The organism is Corynebacterium sp. HMSC076C10 (genome assembly GCF_001812455.1).
GTDB lineage: Bacteria > Actinomycetota > Actinomycetes > Mycobacteriales > Mycobacteriaceae > Corynebacterium > Corynebacterium jeikeium_D.
On sequence record NZ_KV809119.1, the window covers coordinates 1 to 14,647 of the forward strand.

The following is a 14,647-nucleotide window of genomic DNA, read 5'->3' on the forward strand; positions in this document are numbered from 1 at the left end:
GCAAGAATCAGACACACATTCTGCTACTTAACCCGCGGATTCTAGTGGTCGTGTACTTAGCCTGCTAGACCGTGTGGGCATTATGAATGCCGGCATTGATGCGAGCTTTGAGCTCAATGAAGCAGTTCCTCGTTCGCGTTGAGATGGTTCTGCCACAAAGTCGACCATGCTGTCTAGTTTTATGTCGATTGTTCAGGTCAGCCAAAATTGTATTGAGTGCGAAGTATTCTGGAGTGCGCTTTTAAGCACACAATATCGGTTGGGAAATTCACTTTCGGGTACTGAGATTGTGCTTGCTGTCAGTTCAGATGGACCGAATCACAGTGTTGAATATTATCCCTCCATTTAGAGGTAACCAATTGGACACTTCAGCGAAATCATTGATGTTCTTAATCTTTCGTGAGACCGTTACATCGAAAGCACAACGGTGTTGATTCAAGGACCGAATTCCGCAATCTTGAGGTGTAGTATGAAAAAAAGGTTATTCGCAACGGCAATAGTTGCCCTAGCTTTTGTCGGAACAGCAACGGGAACTGCTTCTGCTGAAAGTCGATCTGAGGCGGTACTGGTAAACGAGGTAATGAATTCGGGGAATCCTCAAGAAACGTATAATGCGTTGTCTAAAAAAGATAAAGCGGTCTTTTTGCGTGCTATGTCGCCGTCCTCAGTAGAGCAAAGTGTTTCGGCTCCAGTTGTCACTGCAACGCGCAGTAGTGGCAACTGCAGGACTGCTAACCATCATCAAGACTGGAAATCTAACTATGGGTTCGTAGTTGCTACTTCCTGGTTGTCGATGGAGTGGTGCTCGTCAGGAAATAAAGTAACCAGTGTTAGAATTACTAACCAAGGTGGGGAGACATCAACCCCGGGATATACATACCAAGGCGTTTTGAATAGCGGGGCTCGTGCATCGGGTACTTCAGGTCGAGCTTATTCAGAGATAGGCCTCAAGCTACTAGACGGTGTGGACTTCGTACATCTACTTCCGGCTTTGCATCCTTGTATCAAACTTACTGGTTATGCCAATGGTCATACCGACGTTTTAGCTGATGTTAATGCCGAAAATGGATGCCGACAGGTGTAATAGTGGAAATTCCGACCTACTACGATTTAATATGGACGCTTTTCCCAATTATTTATCTCGGGTTTTTGGGGATTGTTATTATCTTTGAAGTGCGCCGGAAAAGCGGGACGAGTCGAATAATTGCATGGACACTTGTGCAGTTACTGTTCCCAATCATCGGATTTATTATTTGGGGAATATTCTTCTTCAGCGAAAAGAGATTTGGCGACAAAGGCTGAAGAGCCAAAGAATTAGACCGCACGACAGCTAAGAAGATATAGACAGCAAAACGCCCGACCGCCTGCGCATCAACTGCACAGAACAATCGGGCGTGAAAAGGCTTTTGGCTATCTAGCCGCCTATTTACTTCTTGCGAGCCTGACCCGGCTTCGGAGCCGGCTTGGACGGCTTGGAAGAGATCTTCTTAGCGTCGTCAGCGTTCTTCTTCTCGGTCTTGACCTCGTCGACCTTGATTTGAGCCTGCTTGGAAGCCTCTGCGGCCTTCTCCTCAGTGGTCTCCTTGGCCTTAGCAGCCTTGTCCTTGGCCTCGTCGGCCTTGTCGGCTGCCTTGCCCTTTACCTCTTCAGCCTTGTCCTTAGCCTCAGAAGCCTTCTCTTCAACGGTCTCCTTGACCTCTGCGGCCTTCTCTTCGACCTTGTGCTTAACTTCCTGGGCCTTCTGCTGGTACGGAGCTGGGTCAACCGGGAGCTTGTCGTCCTTGCGCAGCTTCCAAACGATGACACCGACGATTGCTGCAACAACAGCGAAGACCAGGGAAGCGGTTGCGATGCGACCGTTCTTGGCGCGCTGCTCTTCCTTACCGGTTACCTTGTCGATAGCCTTCTGGGTACGCACCTCGAGGTCCTTGCGAGCCTTCTTGGCCTTCTTTTCAGCCTTCTTAGCCTCGCAGCGAGCCTTGCAACGGGTCTTCTTGCCCTTGCGCTTAGCGTCCTTCTCGGCCTGCTTCGCAGCCTTCTTAGCCTGCTTCTTGGTCTCCTTGGACTTCTTCTCAACCTTGCCGGTCAGTTCTTCGGCCTGCTCAGCGAGCTGATCGCGGGCGTCGGAAACCTTTTCCTTAACGTCTTCCGCCCAATTGGTTGCTGCGTCCTTTGCTGCCTCGTTCTGTGCAGCTGCCACCTTCTTAGCCTCCTGCATCGTGTCGTAGAGCTCTGCAGCCTTCTTGTCCCGGTAATCCGAGTAGCTGTCGTAAGCGGACTTCAGTCCCTTGACAGCCAGCGAGATTGCGTTGGGGTTCATGACTCTCCTTTATTAGTGCGTCGCCAACAGGCATCGCCTTTAATTCTCAATCAATGATTAATACTGCTGCGGCGCCAGTGCCTCTGAGACCAAGATGCTTCTAAGTCCAAGAGCTAGGGCCCAGTTAGGCCTAGCGCCGAAATATTTGCAGCAGGCTCACATTCCAGCTTAGGCACTATTTGGCCTCCATGGGGGTCAACGAAGAACTCTTTTCCTTATCTTGAAAAACATTTTCGCTGGTTTCTGCCACGGAGAAACTCACCAGTAGGAGCAATTGGCCACCAAGGTCGGTATCCTAAGGAACGTGACTATTAAGACTGCTACTGCAACTGTGCACACCAACCATGGCGATATCGTGATTGACCTGTTCGGCAACCACGCGCCGAATACCGTCGACAACTTCATCGGCCTGGCAGAAGGCACCAAGGAGTACAAGGGGCAGAACGCCTCTGGCACCGAGTCCGGCCCGTTCTACGATGAGGCCATCTTCCACCGCATCATCGCTGGATTCATGATTCAGGGTGGTGACCCGCTGGGCACCGGCACCGGCGGCCCGGGCTACATGTTCGACGACGAGATTCACCCGGAGCTCCAGTTCGATCGTCCGTACCTGCTCGCTATGGCAAACGCCGGCAAGCGCGGCGGCCGTGGTACCAACGGTTCCCAGTTCTTCATCACCGTTGTTCCGACCCCGCACCTCAATGGCGCTCACACCATCTTCGGTGAGGTCGCTGATGATGCCTCGAAGAAGGTTGTCGACGAGATCGCTCGTGTGGCTACCGATCACTGGGATCGCCCGCTGGAGCCGGTCGTGATTACCTCCATCGACATCGAGAAGTAATCCGCTAGCTTCTACGCTCTTTAACCCGTCCGGTTGTTCCGGGCGGGTTTTTTCATGCCCATTTTCGCTTTACGACGGCCCGTAACCTCAATGTTGTGTTTAGGGGTAGTGGGGGTAGTAGCAAATCGTGTTGATTCTCCACATGTCCACAGCCCTGTGGACAAAATACTCCACTGTTCACCTAGGTGAACACGGGCCAAGAAGCACGTTACGGGTCCCAATTTTCACAAATTACAACAATTCACAGTTGTCCACAGACTTGTGCACATGTGTGGATAATTCCATTCTTGTAATTTACGAACCAGCGTTCGAAAGTGGTCGAACTCCGCAGAATATTGGAGTTACGCACAACTTGACTTGCAACTATGTTACTTGTTCACAGAGTTATCCACAGGCTGTGGATACTGTGGACACAGGGGATAGAACCAAAGTTGTCATGCTTTACGGTTTCTGTTACGTAACCCGTGAGAAATTTGGGACGAAATCTCTCCACAGTTATCCACAAATTACATGATTGTTACACAGGTTTCTGTGGATAACTTTTTTGCGCGATCAGTAGGAGGGAAATCCTCATTCGTCGAAAAACGTGTGGGAAACGGGTGTATTGACGGGGGTGAATTGACCTGGGTTTTTAGGTATGAAAAAAAGGCGCATCCAAAAGTGGATGCGCCTGAGGGGGTGCGATGTATTAGAGCTGACTAACGCCAACCCATAGTCATCAGCAGACCAACAATGAAAAGACCAAAGCCGATGACGTAGTTCCATGCGTTCAAAGTCACCATGAACGGAATATGCGGACCCGCGATGTAGTTGACCAGCAGCCAGCCCAAACCAATCAGCATGAACCCGAACATCAGCACCTTGTACCACACTGGTGTCTGAGTGCTATTGATTTTGACCGGGGTACGGCTGACAGAGGAGCCACCGGATTGTGGTGAATTAGTGCTTTCAATCTTTGCCTTAGGCATAGCGCTTTAAACTCCTTAGGTTGTGGTCAGCAGGTTGCGATCAGCGCGGTATCTACACTCCCGCGGTATATGCATAATTGTAAACTTTGCATCCGAACTTACCAGTGAAGTTCGCAGGCAGTAGAATTCCCAGTTATGCAGATTCTCGTCGTCGATAACTATGACAGCTTCGTATTCAATCTGGTCCAGTACATAGGCCAGCTCGGCGAAACGGTTACTGTCTGGCGCAATGATGATGCGCGTCTCCGCGATGTTGACGACGTCGTAAAGCAATTTGATGCAATCCTACTGTCGCCCGGTCCCGGTGAGCCGTCCAATGCGGGATGGACAGAGGACATTATTCGCGCGGTGAGCAGGCAGGACGAGCCGACACCGGTGTTGGGTGTGTGCTTGGGTCACCAGGCGATTGGTGAGGTCTTTGGTGCGCAGGTCGTGCGTGCCGACGAGCTGTTGCACGGCAAGACCTCCCCGGTCACTCATGACGGCACGGGTGTTCTGGCCGATGTGCCCAGTCCTTTTATTGCCACGCGCTACCACTCGTTGACGGTGGATCCGAAGACGTTGCCGGAGGAACTCATTGCCACGGCATTCACCGATTCGGGCATGCTGATGGCGATGCGCCACCGCGACCTGCCGATTCACGGCGTGCAGTACCACCCGGAGTCGGTACTCACCCAGTACGGGCACCGCATGCTGGTCAATTGGCTGCGACTGGCCGGCGGCGAGTACACCGAGGAACTCCTGGCGGAGTTGGAAGAGCAGCAGGCGGTGTACCAGCGCGCCTTCTCAGACGTGCTGGCACACTAGCCGCTAGTTAGGCAGCAGATCCGGCAGCCTTATGGGAGGTTCCGGAGCAGGCCGTTCCTCTGAAGAGCTCTCCGGGGCGACCCCCAGCCGGTAGACGCGTAGGGTGACCTCGCCGTCCTTGTTGAGCTTGGATCCGGCCGACGGGTTGGCTTTCTCCACGTGGTCGACCTTGGACAGATCCAGCGTGGTGACTTCCTCGGTGCGGATAGTTCCCTCGAAGCCGGCATCGGTGAGTGCCTTCTCCGCATCACTGCGAGTCTGGCCCTCAACTCGTGGCATCTTAATTTGGTTGCCGCGCGAAACGTGCAGCTCGACAGTCGTTCCGACGGTGAGCTCCGTGCCCTTCTGGGGAACCTCAACAACGGTTCCCTGTTCCTCAGTGGAGTCAACCTCCACCACCTCGACAACGAAACCAGCGGATTCGAGGGTCGTGCGGGCGGAATCCAACCTCTGACCAGTGACATCCGGAACAGTCTTGGTCTCGATACCGGAGGAGACAGTCAAAGTTACGCGGGTTCCCTTCGACACCTGAGAACCGGCAGCTGGAGACTGCTCGATGACATTGCCGCGCGGAACGTCCTCACTCGGTTCCTCTTGCAGCTTCGGATTGACGACAAGCCCCGCCTCCTCGAGCAGGCGGCGAGCTTCCTCTGCCTGTTTGTCGCGTACATCCGGCACATTGGTCAACTCTGGGCCCGAAGATACGCGCAGCTTGATACGAGATCCCTGCGGCAACCCCGATCCGACACCCGGTTCGGTGGCAATCACCGTGTCTCGGGGCACATCTGGGTTCGGCTCGTCGACGCGGTTGACCACGAAACCAGCCTGCTCGAGAACCTGCGTTGCCTCATTGACATTTAGGCCCTCGACCTGCGGAATGGCGACGGTCTCGACCTCGGTGGACGAGTTGAAAAGCTGGTAGGCGCCGTAGCCGACACCGCCGAGAGCGACCAGCGCAGCAGCCGCCAGTGCGACAGTCTTTCCTGCGCCACCCTTCTTTTTCTCAGGCTCGTCAGTGTTAGCGATCTGAGCAGGGGCTTCCGGCTGGGCAGCCACTCTCTCCGGTTCCGGAGCCGGAGCCGGAGCAGGGACAGCGGCCGGAGTTGCCTGCTGCGCAGGGGTCACCCGGGTCTCAGCATCCGACGGAGTTGCCGGAAGGAATTCGGTGGTCTTCGCGTCGTCGTCATGCGCGCCGTGGTGCGCCAGCGCCAACGGATCCTCGCCGCGTGCAAGACGACGCAAATCCTGGGCGAAGTCCTCTGCAGAGTCGTAGCGCTCCATCGGATCCTTGGCCATCGCGGTCAACAACACCGCGTCGAGGGCCTGAGCCGTGTTCGGGTCGGTGTTGAGCTTCCCCGAAGGCCGCGGCGGCTGGTCCTGAACGTGCTGGTAAGCGACAGAAAGAGGGGTTTCGCCGGTGAACGGCGGGGCGCCCGTGACGGCCTCGAAAAGTACGCAGCCGACAGCGTAGATATCGGAACGGGCGTCGGCGGTCTTACCGCGCGCCTGCTCCGGCGAGAGGTATTGCGCGGTACCCAGCACCGCCGCAGTCTGCGTCATCGTGGTGGAATCACCGAGCGCGCGAGCGATGCCGAAGTCCATCACCTTCACCTTGCCGGTGTTGGTCAGCATGATGTTCGCTGGCTTGATGTCACGGTGAATAATGCCCGCATGGTGGGATGCCGTCAGCGCATCACACACCGATGCCATGATCGATGCGGCCTTCTTCGGGTCGAGCCGCCCCTCACGACGAACAAGATCACGCAGGGTCTCGCCCTGAATCAGCTCCATGACAATGAAAGGCACGCGCCCCATCGGGCTATCCGTCTCGCCGGTGTCGTACACCGACACGATCGACGGGTGATTCAGCAGCGCTGAATTTTTCGCTTCACGACGGAACCTTGCGAGGAAGTTCTCATCCCTGGCAAGGTCGGCCCTCATCATCTTGACCGCGACAGAGCGACCGAGAACAGTATCTTCAGCGCGGTAGACATCGGACATGCCGCCAACGCCAATGAGCTCGCCGAGCCGATAACGGCCGGAGAGGAGATCGTCATTGCCAGACATTGTTCGTCAGTCCCTTCGGAAGGATTTCCACCAAAACATCTTGTACCTGAATATTACTGTGCATCTGGAGTCCCCAAGGTATTACCGGAGTCATTTCCCAGGGGCAATTGAATACCGGGCAGACCACCGCCGCTGGAGTCGTCGCCACTGTCGTTGCCATTGTCGTTGCCCGAATCCTGAGTCGGTTCGGACGTATCCGGAGCGGTCTCGCTGGTGTCCTGCTCAGTGGAGCTGTCAGAGGCACCGTCATTGTTGCCGCCGTAGTTTTCACCAGAGTTGCCGCCGTCGTTATTTCCCCAGTTACCGGAATTGTCGCCCGACCAACCGTAACCAGAACCGTCGTTGGGGTCGGTGTTTTCCTCTGTGGTTTGCTGCTGTGACTGGTTCGGAATGTACTGCTCCAAGTTCGGAATGGTTGGCAGTGAACCGGTAGTCGACAACGAGTAGACGACCGCGATAGCACCGGCCAGCAACACTAGCAGCACCAACAGCACAATGCTGCCGCAGCCACAACCGCAGCCAGTGCGCTTCTTTGCCGGCTTTCGCTGTCGGGCGGGCTGCTGCTGTGGTCGCTGCGGTTGCTGCGGTGGCTGCGACACCGGCATGGGCGGTCGCGTCATGGCACCGAGTTCGGTGGTCGCCGGGTTGGCAGCGTTGGATTGACGGTGCACCGTTGGGGTCACACCACGCGGCTGCGGTGGGCGGTGCCCCGCGCGCACTCGCAAAACAGCCTGTGCCAGCTCACGGCCATCGGCATAGCGACGCTGCGGATCCTTGCGCAGCATAATGCCGATAAGTTCGCGGATATGCGGATTGACCGTCGGCGCCAACGCAGGTGGTGCCTCGTTGATGTGTGCCACGGCAACCGCGACGGTGGAGTCGCCCTGGAAGGGCCGGGCGCCGGCCACCATTTCGTAGGCGACACAGCCAAGCGAGTAGATGTCTGTCGCCGGACTCACCTGTTTGCCCTGCGCCTGCTCCGGTGAGACATACTGCGCGGTACCGACGACCATGCCGGTACGCGTCAGAGGCACCGCTTCAGCGGCTTTGGCAATGCCAAAGTCGGTAATTTTCACCGTGCCCTCCGGCGTCACCAGGAGGTTGCCTGGCTTAATGTCGCGGTGGACAAGGTTCGCAGCGTGAATTGCCGACAGGCCGTGTGCAGTCTGCTCCAGAACGTCGAGCATCAGGTGCTCTGGCAGGGTGCGACGCCGCTGCAGCACCTGCGACAGAGATTCGCCACGGATGTACTCCATGACGATGTAACACGCGCCGTGGCTGCCGATGTCGCCTTCCTCGTAGGTGACAATCTTCACCACGTTTGGGCTGTTGACGCTGCGCGCAGCGGCGGCTTCGTTCTGGAAACGCTGCCGGAACTCGTAGTTGTCCGAGTACTCCTGGTTCAGAAGTTTGATTGCAACCAGTTCGCCGCTGGTGGCGTCGTCGGCAAGCCAGACGGTGGACATGCCGCCACGGCCGAGCAGACGGCGGACGTGATATCGGTCGCCAACGATGTCTTGAACTTGGTGGGCATCCATGCTTATCGACCCGCCTGTTCGACCGCGTTAATGAGTGCACGGCCAATCGGGGCAGCAACGGAGGCGCCGGTAGCGCCCTGGCCCTGGCCGCCACCGTTTTCCACGACGACAGCCACGGCGACATCGGAGTCCGGCGCGAAGGCGATGTACCAGACGTGCGGCGCGTACTCGCCGCGGACAGCACCGTGTTCGGCGGTACCGGTCTTGGAGGCAATACGCGAACCGTTACCGCCCGAGTGCGACTCGGAGCCGCGCATCAGCTCAGTTACGGTCTCCGCGACCTCCGGCGAAATCGCCTCGCCGGCTTCAATCGGCTTAAAGGACTTGATTTCGGAGAGGTCGGCACCGCGCACCGATTTGATGATCTGGGGTTCCATGCGCACGCCGCCGTTGGCAATCGTGGCGGCGATGATGGCGTTGTCTAGCGGCGTGAAAGACACGTCGCGCTGACCAATGGAGGTCTGACCCAGCGAGGACTGATCCGGAATATCACCGACAGCGGAGGGCTGAATCGGCAGGCCCGCGTCGTCGTGGGTCTCACCGATGCCGAATCGCTTAGCGACGTCCTTGAGCGCATCGGCCCCGTACTGCATACCGAGCTCAGCGAATGCCGTATTACAGGACTGCGCGAAAGCCTGGCGGAGAGTTGTAGTAGCCCCACCACAGGTCGAGCCACCGTAGTTCTCCAACGTAGTGGTGGTATCCGGCAGCGTAATCTGCGGTGCGCCAGTGACCGAGGTGTCCGGGGAAGCGCCTTGCTCCAGTGCCGTGACCGTGGTCAACACCTTGAAAGTGGAACCCGGCGGCAGCGGACGCTGAGTGGCGTGGTTGAGCAGCGGTGCGCCCTCATTGTTATTGAGGGACTGCCAGGTACTCTCGTCGCCGGCGGCGATGTCATTCGGGTTGAACGACGGTGTGGAGGCCATCGCGAGAATTTCACCCGTCGATGGGCGAATGGCGACGGCGGAGCCGACGTAGCCGCGTTCAGCGAGTTGTTGGTACGCAGTCCGCTGAGCGTTCGGCAACAGCGTCAGCTCCGTGGAGGCCCCAGAGGGTTCCTTGCCCGTGACCATGTCGAGGGCGCGGGAGGTAAACAGCGAAGGGTCGCTGCCGTTCAAGATCTCGTTCTGAGAGCGTTCGATACCGGCCGAGCCGTAGATGTCCGACAGGTATCCGACCACCGCGGCATATGCCTCCGGGTCGGTGTCGTAGCTGCGGTCATAGAAGCCGCTCTCGCCCTTGACCGAGTGGGCCAGAATGTCGCCGTCAGTGGTGATTTGGCCGCGAGGTTTGGACTTTTCCTCCAGGAACTGACGGCTATTCAGCGGATTGTGGGCGTACTTATCCTGCTGGAAGCCCTGGATGTAGGTCAGGTTCGCCAGTAGAAGAACGAAGAGTCCGAGAACGACAACAAAGATTTGGCGAATGGTTTTATTCATCTACTGGTTCACCTCCTGAGATGCGTTGGCATTGTCGTTGAGGCCCGAAGGGCTGCTTTGAATGCCCCAGGGGCGGTTGGCCTCGTCAGAGACGCGCAGCACGATGGCCAACATGATGTAGCTGGCCAGCAGTGAGGAACCACCGGCTGACATGAACGGAGTAGTCAGACCGGTCAGCGGCATCAGCTTGGAAACACCGGCTGCAACCACGAACAGCTGAATGGCCATCGAGAATGCGACACCGGCCGCCAGCAGCTTGCCAAAGGAATCACGTACCGCCAAGCTCGCCGAAATACCGCGGGAAATCAGAATCGCGAACAGCAGGATGATGGCACTCAGACCGGTAAAACCGAGCTCCTCACCAAAGGCCGAGAGGATGAAGTCAGAGTGTGCCACCGGAATGTTCTGTGGGTAGCCCTGGCCCAGACCGGTGCCACCGATGCCACCCCAGCTCATGCCGAACAGACCCTGGGAGAGCTGATAGCCGCCCTCGTCGTAGGAGCCCAACGGATCCAGGAAATGCGTGACTCGCGCCTGAATCTTGTCCGAAACCATGTAGACACCGACAACGCCGACGGTCACCAGCACCATGCCGATGATCAGCCAGGAACCACGACCGGTGGCAGCGTAGAGCATTGCCAGCACAGTGCCGAAGAGCACCAGCGCCGGGCCAAAGTCATTCTGCAGAGCCATGATGACGGTAGCGATGCCCCAGATCAGCAGAATCGGACCCAGGTCGCGAACACGCGGGAAATCAATGCCCAGGAAACGCTTGCCCGCCACATTGAACAGCGAGCGCTTATTCACCAGCAGCTGAGCAAAGAAGATCAGCAGCATTACCTTGGCAAACTCACCCGGCTGCATGGAGAACGGGCCGATGGAAATCCAGATGCGGGCATCAGCATTAATCGACGACGGCCACACCAGCGGTAGCGCCAACAGAATCAAGCCGCCAAGACCCAGCAGATACGAGTACTGCGACAGCGAGTGATGGTTGCGCAGCAGGACAATCACGCCGATAAACAGTGCGACGCTGAGTACGGTCCACATGATCTGGTTGCGCACCAACGAGGTGTCATTGGCCAGGTCGAGGCGGTGAATCATCACCAGCCCCAAGGCATTGAGCGTTGCTGCAACCGGCAGCATCACCTGATCGGCGTTGGGCGCCACAAAGGTCAGCGCGATATGCGCCACTGCAAAGATCACAAAGAATCCGCCAATGATGTAAAAGACATCTGCGGTCAGAGAGTTGCCCTGAGCCAGTTCCAGCGAAATTAGTGCCAAAAGCAACAATCCTGCCGACAGCAGCAGCAGGAGCATTTCCTTCATCCGAAGCTGTCGCTTCGTGGTAGTTTCACTCATTTTCGCACCTGCCTACAGTTGACTCCTGGCTTCGAACCCAGCTTTTCATCCTTCTTGTCGGCGGAAGTTGCGTCCTTGTCGTCGTCAGACACGGACAGACATACCGGCAGTGCCGACTCCGCCAAACGGCCAATCTGGTCGCTGACACCGTCGTAGGAATCAGCCGGCAGACCTTCCAGCGAATTGCGTGCCGCCGGCGAGAGATCTTCCGGCGTCATGATGTGGCAGTTGACCTTCTCCTTCGGCGTCCCAGCCGGAGGCAGCTGAACTTTGTTGTCATCGGTCAAACAGATGAACTGATGTGGTTCTTGCAGATCGAAGCCCAGCAAACTACCGGGCACGCCGTGCATCAGCTGCACCTGCCCGTCGACCACCGCGAGATGGTACATCGACTCCTTCTTCTGCCAGCCCCAAATACCAAGGCCGACCAACCCGGCCACCAGCACCAGCACCACAGAAATAACGAGCCACTTGCCCTTGGAAGCTTTCTTCTCCGGCGCCGAAGTCACTGCAATTTCCTGCGACTTCCGCGGGCGGAGTGCCGCCGCGCGTCCCGCTGACGTATTGGGGCGGGGGAGTTCCTCCTCCGCACTCTGCAGGGCACCGGCCAGGGCGGGCTCGTAAGGCGTGCGTGCCGACGAATCGACAACATCGGCAACCACCACGGTGATGTTATCCGGACCACCGGACTTCAACGCGTAGTCAATGAGCTTGGTAGCGGCCTCGTCCGGAGTGCCCTCCGAGAGCACATCCTTGATGGTGTCCGCGGACACTGGATCGGATAGACCATCCGAGCACAGCAGGTAGCGATCGCCCTCGTGAACATCGCGATAAGACAAAGTAGGCTCCACCGGTCGCCCGGTGAGAGCCTTCAAAATCAGTGAGCGCTGAGGGTGAATTGCCGCTTCTTCCTCGGTGAGATTGCCCTCATCCACCAGGGACTGCACATAGGTGTCATCCCGGGTAATGCGGATGAGCTCCCCGTCGCGCAGCAGATAGCCACGCGAGTCACCGACATGGCACATGCCCAGGCGGGTGCCGTCGAAAAGCAGAGCAGTCAGCGTAGTGCCCATGCCTTGCGTAGAGGGGTTCTGCTCAATTTCATCCGCAATGGAGTTATTGCCCTCCATGCAGGCGCTGCGCAGGGACTCGAGCAAATCGGGGCCGGGCTGATCATTGTCCAGCCGAGAGACGGCCGCAATCATCAGCTGAGATGCGATTTCTCCGGCGGCGTGGCCACCCATGCCGTCGGCAAGCGCGAGCAGACGCGAACCCGCATAGGCGGAGTCCTCGTTGTTCTGTCGGATGAGGCCGCGGTCAGAGCGGGCCGTGTAATTCAGAGCAAGACTCATGGTTGCAACCTCAAAGTTGTACGGCCAATACGAAATTCCATACCCGAAGCCAGGCGTTCCGGCTGTTCCACGCGCTGGCCATTGAGGAATGTGCCATTGCGGGAGTCCAGGTCTTCCAGGTACCAGATGCCGTCGCGGTTGATGACGCGAGCGTGCTGGCCCGAGGCGAAGTCATCGTTGAGGACGAAGGCATTCGACTCTGAACGGCCAATAGTGATGTCGCGTTGGTTGTTTAGGTTCATGCGCGAACCCGCCAGCGGCCCGGAGGTGACAAGGAGCTGATGTGGAGTCTGCGAGCGCTGGAAACGCTTGGCCGGAGCACTGCTGGCCTGCCGAAGTGGGCGCAGCGGAGCCGAGCCTGTTGTTTCTGTACGCAGGGTGCGAAGCGTCATCCAAATGAAAAACCACAGGACGACCAGCACGCCGATGCGCGAAAGCAGAAAAACGATAGCTTCCACGTCCGAGGAACCTCCTTATGTAGAGCTGGTGGGTCCGCAAACCGAACACACGGACGTAATTATTCCAGGAATGTGTCGGCAAACCTAGGGCAGTGGCATGTGAACCTGGTGAACCTCACTACTTAGCGGATCTGAATCAGCGGATCTGAACTTCGAGAACAGAATGCCCCAGCGAGATTTCGTCGCCGTCAGCCAGCAGCCAGTTCTCAATGGGTTCGCCATTGACAATGGTGCCGTTGGTCGAATGCAAATCGACGAGCACAGCGTCCTGGCCATCCCACGTGATTTCGGCATGCTGGCGGGAAACACCAGTATCCGGGAGGCGGAAGTCGGAAGCGGTGCCGCGGCCGATGATGTTCGAACCATGGCGCACCTCAAATACGCGCGAGGAGCCGTCCTGCAACAGCAGGGTGACGGTCTTTTCCTGGGGCTGGTCTTCGCCCACGGTCGCGCTGCTCAGCTCAGTTGCCGCTTCCGGGTCGACTGCGGGGATGGGGCGGGAAGCAGTGGGGAACTGCTCAGCTTCCGGCTGCGGGTGGTAGGCGGCAGAGGTCTCTGCAGCTTGGGGTTCATCATCGCTTTGCGACGGGGCTGCGTCAGTGTTGGCATCATCGGCACTGTCCTCGAATGGGACGAACTCCGAGGTGCCCACGGTGTCCTCGGTGAAAGTGCTGGCCGTCTTCAACTGGCCGGTATGGAGCGACTCCACTGCCTGCAGGTGGACGCTAATGGAACCGGTGAAACCCCAGCCGTTGTTGCGGCAGTAGCGTGTCATGCGGTCAGCCAACTGATTCGGCAGGTTGGGCTCGGACGCAGAGAGGTTCTTGTAGTCGGCAGCGCTGATGCCAATGCGGAAATCATTGGGTGCCAAGTACTGACCGTTGGCGTCCTGCATCAGGAAGTCTTCAATTTCCTGCTTCAGGCATTCTTCTAACTCATTCGGGACAACCTTGCCGCCGAACACGCGCGCAAAGCTGTTATCGAGCCCGCGCTGAAGCGAGCTATCGAGCTTGCGGATGCGTCCTAGGAAATCCATCTGACTAAAGAAATTCGCCTTCTCCCGCCAAACCGCGGCGGGTTACGTGAAAAAATGTGCACAAAAATTATCGATACTTAAGCAACAGTATAGAGCCCTACACCTTCAGTTAAGGGCTAGGAACTGCTGAGGTTTATCAAATAGTGACGACGGTTGTGGGGGAAGTTGCTATTGCTAAGTGCTGAAAAGTGCTGAAAAACGCGTGCTGGCCTGGGGATTTGGTGGTGTATTAGCGCGGGGTGTTATAGTTCTATTCGTTCCCACGGGCGAGTGGCGGAATGGCAGACGCGCTGGCTTCAGGTGCCAGTGTCCTTTACGGACGTGGGGGTTCAAGTCCCCCTTCGCCCACAGCGAAGATCCTCGGAAGTGTAAAAGCTTCCGAGGATTTTTTGTTTCTAGGGTTGGGGTTTGGGGTGGTGCTTGGGGGGTTAAGGGTCAAAATGTGTGTCTGGCTCGGCG

13 protein-coding genes and 1 tRNA gene are annotated in these 14,647 nt (G+C 57.3%); 5 read left to right on the plus strand and 9 right to left on the minus strand.

What is annotated here, in order from left to right; all coding sequences use genetic code 11:
* The first annotated feature begins 469 nt into the window (after positions 1-469).
* The gene (locus tag HMPREF2857_RS11110; RefSeq protein ID WP_141752735.1) at positions 470-1,084 is read left to right on the plus strand and encodes a hypothetical protein; all 615 of its coding nucleotides are present in this window, start codon (positions 470-472) and stop codon (positions 1,082-1,084) included.
* The gene (locus HMPREF2857_RS11415; protein ID WP_070431836.1) at positions 1,069-1,302 is read left to right on the plus strand and encodes a PLDc N-terminal domain-containing protein; all 234 of its coding nucleotides are present in this window, start codon (positions 1,069-1,071) and stop codon (positions 1,300-1,302) included. The genes HMPREF2857_RS11110 and HMPREF2857_RS11415 overlap by 16 nt, the downstream gene beginning before the upstream one ends.
* 124 nt (positions 1,303-1,426) lie before the next feature.
* Here HMPREF2857_RS11415 and HMPREF2857_RS05635 read toward each other — a convergent pair whose 3' ends face one another.
* On the minus strand, positions 1,427-2,320 hold the full coding sequence (locus HMPREF2857_RS05635; RefSeq protein WP_049172598.1) for a hypothetical protein: 894 nt from the start codon (positions 2,318-2,320) through the stop codon (positions 1,427-1,429).
* A gap of 304 nt (positions 2,321-2,624) precedes the next feature.
* Here HMPREF2857_RS05635 and HMPREF2857_RS05640 point away from each other — a divergent pair, with 304 nt between their 5' ends.
* The gene (locus HMPREF2857_RS05640) at positions 2,625-3,161 is read left to right on the plus strand and encodes a peptidylprolyl isomerase (RefSeq protein ID WP_369707163.1); all 537 of its coding nucleotides are present in this window, start codon (positions 2,625-2,627) and stop codon (positions 3,159-3,161) included.
* Positions 3,162-3,859: 698 nt separating this feature from the next.
* Here HMPREF2857_RS05640 and crgA read toward each other — a convergent pair.
* Positions 3,860-4,129: a cell division protein CrgA gene (crgA, locus tag HMPREF2857_RS05645; RefSeq protein ID WP_005511903.1), complete on the minus strand. Its 270-nt coding sequence runs from the start codon at positions 4,127-4,129 to the stop codon at positions 3,860-3,862.
* A 135-nt stretch (positions 4,130-4,264) separates the two neighbouring features.
* Between crgA and HMPREF2857_RS05650 the strand changes: the two genes are divergently transcribed.
* Positions 4,265-4,936, plus strand: a complete 672-nt coding sequence (locus HMPREF2857_RS05650) for an aminodeoxychorismate/anthranilate synthase component II (RefSeq protein ID WP_048731900.1) — start codon at positions 4,265-4,267, stop codon at positions 4,934-4,936.
* Positions 4,937-4,939: 3 nt separating this feature from the next.
* Here HMPREF2857_RS05650 and pknB read toward each other — a convergent pair whose 3' ends face one another.
* From pknB to HMPREF2857_RS05685, 7 genes are all read right to left on the minus strand, one after another.
* On the minus strand, positions 4,940-7,003 hold the full coding sequence (pknB, locus tag HMPREF2857_RS05655; RefSeq protein ID WP_070602173.1) for a Stk1 family PASTA domain-containing Ser/Thr kinase: 2,064 nt from the start codon (positions 7,001-7,003) through the stop codon (positions 4,940-4,942).
* Between the two features lie 53 nt (positions 7,004-7,056).
* A complete protein-coding gene (locus tag HMPREF2857_RS05660) occupies positions 7,057-8,541 on the minus strand; it encodes a serine/threonine-protein kinase (protein ID WP_070643081.1) in 1,485 nt (494 codons plus the stop codon).
* Between the two features lie 2 nt (positions 8,542-8,543).
* The gene (locus tag HMPREF2857_RS05665) at positions 8,544-9,980 is read right to left on the minus strand and encodes a penicillin-binding transpeptidase domain-containing protein (protein WP_049172592.1); all 1,437 of its coding nucleotides are present in this window, start codon (positions 9,978-9,980) and stop codon (positions 8,544-8,546) included.
* Positions 9,981-11,342: an FtsW/RodA/SpoVE family cell cycle protein gene (locus HMPREF2857_RS05670; RefSeq protein WP_083310511.1), complete on the minus strand. Its 1,362-nt coding sequence runs from the start codon at positions 11,340-11,342 to the stop codon at positions 9,981-9,983.
* Complete coding sequence (locus tag HMPREF2857_RS05675; RefSeq protein WP_070643084.1) at positions 11,339-12,694, minus strand: PP2C family protein-serine/threonine phosphatase; 1,356 nt, start codon at positions 12,692-12,694, stop codon at positions 11,339-11,341. The genes HMPREF2857_RS05670 and HMPREF2857_RS05675 overlap by 4 nt, the downstream gene beginning before the upstream one ends.
* Positions 12,691-13,152: an FHA domain-containing protein FhaB/FipA gene (locus HMPREF2857_RS05680; protein ID WP_016421758.1), complete on the minus strand. Its 462-nt coding sequence runs from the start codon at positions 13,150-13,152 to the stop codon at positions 12,691-12,693. Before HMPREF2857_RS05680 ends, HMPREF2857_RS05675 begins: the two co-directional genes overlap by 4 nt.
* A 136-nt stretch (positions 13,153-13,288) precedes the next feature.
* Positions 13,289-14,188: a DUF3662 and FHA domain-containing protein gene (locus tag HMPREF2857_RS05685; protein WP_016421759.1), complete on the minus strand. Its 900-nt coding sequence runs from the start codon at positions 14,186-14,188 to the stop codon at positions 13,289-13,291.
* A 264-nt stretch (positions 14,189-14,452) separates the two neighbouring features.
* On the opposite strand from HMPREF2857_RS05685, the gene HMPREF2857_RS05690 reads away from it, so the two are divergent.
* Positions 14,453-14,536, plus strand: a tRNA-Leu gene (locus tag HMPREF2857_RS05690).
* Positions 14,537-14,647 lie beyond the last annotated feature (111 nt).

What these genes read in the sequence shown, in the direction of transcription:
- HMPREF2857_RS11110 (WP_141752735.1), top strand. Translation starts at nt 470, where the DNA reads ATGAAAAAAAGGTTATTCGCAACGGCAATAGTTGCCCTAGCTTTTGTC.
- HMPREF2857_RS11415 (WP_070431836.1), top strand. Translation starts at nt 1,069, where the DNA reads ATGCCGACAGGTGTAATAGTGGAAATTCCGACCTACTACGATTTAATA.
- HMPREF2857_RS05635 (WP_049172598.1), bottom strand. Translation starts at nt 2,320, where the DNA reads ATGAACCCCAACGCAATCTCGCTGGCTGTCAAGGGACTGAAGTCCGCT.
- crgA (WP_005511903.1), bottom strand. Translation starts at nt 4,129, where the DNA reads ATGCCTAAGGCAAAGATTGAAAGCACTAATTCACCACAATCCGGTGGC.
- HMPREF2857_RS05650 (WP_048731900.1), top strand. Translation starts at nt 4,265, where the DNA reads ATGCAGATTCTCGTCGTCGATAACTATGACAGCTTCGTATTCAATCTG.
- pknB (WP_070602173.1), bottom strand. Translation starts at nt 7,003, where the DNA reads ATGTCTGGCAATGACGATCTCCTCTCCGGCCGTTATCGGCTCGGCGAG.
- HMPREF2857_RS05660 (WP_070643081.1), bottom strand. Translation starts at nt 8,541, where the DNA reads ATGGATGCCCACCAAGTTCAAGACATCGTTGGCGACCGATATCACGTC.
- HMPREF2857_RS05665 (WP_049172592.1), bottom strand. Translation starts at nt 9,980, where the DNA reads ATGAATAAAACCATTCGCCAAATCTTTGTTGTCGTTCTCGGACTCTTC.
- HMPREF2857_RS05670 (WP_083310511.1), bottom strand. Translation starts at nt 11,342, where the DNA reads ATGAGTGAAACTACCACGAAGCGACAGCTTCGGATGAAGGAAATGCTC.
- HMPREF2857_RS05675 (WP_070643084.1), bottom strand. Translation starts at nt 12,694, where the DNA reads ATGAGTCTTGCTCTGAATTACACGGCCCGCTCTGACCGCGGCCTCATC.
- HMPREF2857_RS05685 (WP_016421759.1), bottom strand. Translation starts at nt 14,188, where the DNA reads ATGGATTTCCTAGGACGCATCCGCAAGCTCGATAGCTCGCTTCAGCGC.